This window comes from Arthrobacter sp. Br18 (assembly GCF_000520555.1).
GTDB lineage: Bacteria > Actinomycetota > Actinomycetes > Actinomycetales > Micrococcaceae > Arthrobacter_D.
The window spans coordinates 3912-6325 of record NZ_KI914895.1; the positions used below are offsets into that span (position 1 = coordinate 3912).

Annotated in this window: 5 protein-coding genes; 2 read left to right on the plus strand and 3 right to left on the minus strand. The window is 64.0% G+C overall.

The window, feature by feature from the left end:
- Window positions 1-783: hypothetical protein (locus Y704_RS0116595; RefSeq protein WP_026550932.1), on the plus strand; the 783-nt coding region annotated here is incomplete at its 5' end.
- 22 nt (window positions 784-805) lie between these two features.
- Here the strand turns inward: Y704_RS0116595 and Y704_RS0116600 are convergent.
- Window positions 806-1093 (minus strand): hypothetical protein, encoded by a 288-nt coding sequence (locus tag Y704_RS0116600; RefSeq protein ID WP_026550933.1) that lies wholly within the window; start codon window positions 1091-1093, stop codon window positions 806-808.
- Between the two features lie 89 nt (window positions 1094-1182).
- Window positions 1183-1350 (minus strand): hypothetical protein, encoded by a 168-nt coding sequence (locus Y704_RS24200; RefSeq protein ID WP_155850411.1) that lies wholly within the window; start codon window positions 1348-1350, stop codon window positions 1183-1185.
- A 195-nt stretch (window positions 1351-1545) separates the two neighbouring features.
- Between Y704_RS24200 and Y704_RS0116610 the strand changes: the two genes are divergently transcribed.
- Entirely contained in the window at window positions 1546-1890 is a 345-nt protein-coding gene (locus tag Y704_RS0116610; protein ID WP_155850412.1) for a hypothetical protein, read from the plus strand.
- A gap of 305 nt (window positions 1891-2195) precedes the next feature.
- Here Y704_RS0116610 and Y704_RS0116615 read toward each other — a convergent pair.
- A partial coding sequence (locus Y704_RS0116615; protein WP_026550935.1) for a transposase occupies window positions 2196-2414 on the minus strand: 219 nt, incomplete at its 5' end.

Genomic DNA, 2414 nt, shown 5'->3' on the forward strand with positions numbered 1-2414 from the left:
GTGGTCGGCGGGGTCCCCGCACCCGCCGAGGCCGGATCGAATCTCATGGCGGTAGCGCAGGTCACCCCGGGTTGCCTGCCCGATTACCCCACGAAGATGTACTACCCGGCAGGCTGGGAGCCGTATTTCGAGGACGTCCACCTGTGCAGGAACCATGACGGGATAATGATCGTCCGGAACCTGACCAGCCAAGTGTGGGTGTTCGAGACTGGTATCACCGTCAGATACCTGGATGCCTGGACCCGCTCGGAGGAGTTCTTCATCGAGGCCAGACCGAAGACGGCGATCGTGATGCCTGGCCACGCCGTCATTCCGTCATCGCAAGAAATCAGATGGGCGCCCGACGTTGCACTGACTCTCGCTTGGAAGGGTCAGGAGATCGTTGTAACGCGGGCCGAGTCCGCCGCGAAGACGGCCCTGTTCGCCTTGCTTGCCAAGCCTGGCAATAAGACTGCGACCGCGATGAAGACTTGCTCCACCTCGGTCGAGGCGTCCGTGCGAACACACAATGCGGGTGAACCGACCGATCCCAAAGATGTCAGCAAAATAATGTCCGACGCACTGACCTACACAGGCGGTGGGGCGGCATGCGCCGCGGCCATCGCTGACATGGATAAGGAAATCAAAGCCGATTCGAAACGCGCAAAGTTTGGACGGTGGTCGAAGACGGTGGAGAAGACGACGAACAGGGCATCCACCCACATGTTCATCCAAGATCTCACAGAGGCATCCTGGAGATTCTGTGGGCACACGACCGTAAAGTTCAAGGGCTTCGGATGCTGATCCGAGCGGCCGGGACTGACTGCTAAAGGGTGCCGGGGTACTCCGGGTGCTTGGGGTCGTTACGCTCATAGGCAGCGCCCTGTTCGACCGGCTCGGCCGCGAGGTGACGCTCGGCGGCGTACCGGCCAGCCCAGTGGGCTTGCTCGGCTGAGAGTTCGTTGGCCAGAATCTCGACCGCCAGGTGGGCACCGAAGTCCTCCTGCTGCTCGGGCTCACGCGACCCGAGGGCCTCCATCGCCTTGTGCAGGGCGGTGGTGTCGGTGGACCGGACCTCAATCAGGTCCAGGTCGCCGTCTTTGAGGGGCTCCAAGTCTGTCCGGGTCCTGATCGCTCGGCGAGCTGTTCGTTGCTCAGTGAGGAGATCTCCCCGGGTACCGCCACAGGGGTCCCGCTGTCTCCTCAGGTATACCCGGCCGGCTGCTCTACGACGGGGCCGTCGGTGCAGCGGATCTTGTTGCCGCGGGCGCCCTCGAGGCACGAGGAGCCATCGTCCTTGATTAGGACACGGTGGGTGACGTTCTGCTTGAGCCCGACGGAGGCCGCCCAGGTGCCGTCGTCGGCGGGCACGAGCGCCGGGCTGCGCAGGCCCGTCGCCCACCCGGGAGGGAGGCGTAGTCGGACTTGATGCGGTCCACCGTGGCCGCATCGGAGGCCCGAGAGGTCCTCAGTCCGTGTGGGGTCACCTTTGGCGCCTCCCCGGCCTCTGCGTGGGCTGCATCCAGCACAGCGATCGCATCCACAGTCACCGAGGCGGCCCGCGAGGTGAACGGCGAGACGTACATGGACGGCACCCTCTTCGACTGGAGCACCCGGTTTGCGGAGATCCTCCTTGATATGGACCCCTTATTTCTCATCGTGCCCGGAGGCCAACGCGAGCACTCCCACTACTTCTTCGTCGATGGAGCGGACCGGCACACCATCATGGCGGTCCTGAACGACCCGCGACTGTACCAGGGTCTCGCACCGCTGCCGGGCGGCCGCCGTCGACTGGTGTGCTTCCTCTGGCACAACAGCGCCTTCGCTCCGAAAATCAAGGACCTAGCCACCGTGTATCCAGAGGCCGTCCGCCGCCTGCAACAGGCTGCGCTCGGCTCCCCTGCCGTCTAACGATGCAGATCTGGTCGTGGAGCTGCGCGATGAGTTTCGCCAGGAAACGTCACCTGGTCGAAACGCTGGATCGGGAGGTGGCAGTCCTGCAAACGGTCTCGTTGAAGGTCATGACAGACTCTGGCGCACCGTTGAAACTTGCGTGGGCTCTAAGCCTTGATCCACCGACCCGTTCTTGGTTGTAGAGCATTCTGGGAATCGGCGGCGGTCTCGGTGTTGGGCGCGAGGTAGCCTTCGGCCTTCCTGCCGGTGGTGTTCCACTGGTGTCCTGGTTGAGCCGTTGCCGGGCTTGGTGGATGGGATGGTTACGCTGCGGCAGGCGGTGGGTGGACGCTGGTGGCCAGCTTTTCCCAGTGTGTTTGCCAGGGCCAGGCTTCTGGGAGGTGGAGCCGTATTCTCCGCGCGCTGCGGGCGATCCTGGCGGGGATGTGGATGAGTTTGCGGCGGATCGTTCCGGTCCTGGCGTTGCTGAAGGGACCGGCGGCGAGGAATCCGGCGGCGCGGGTGAGGTTGTAGGCGATGAC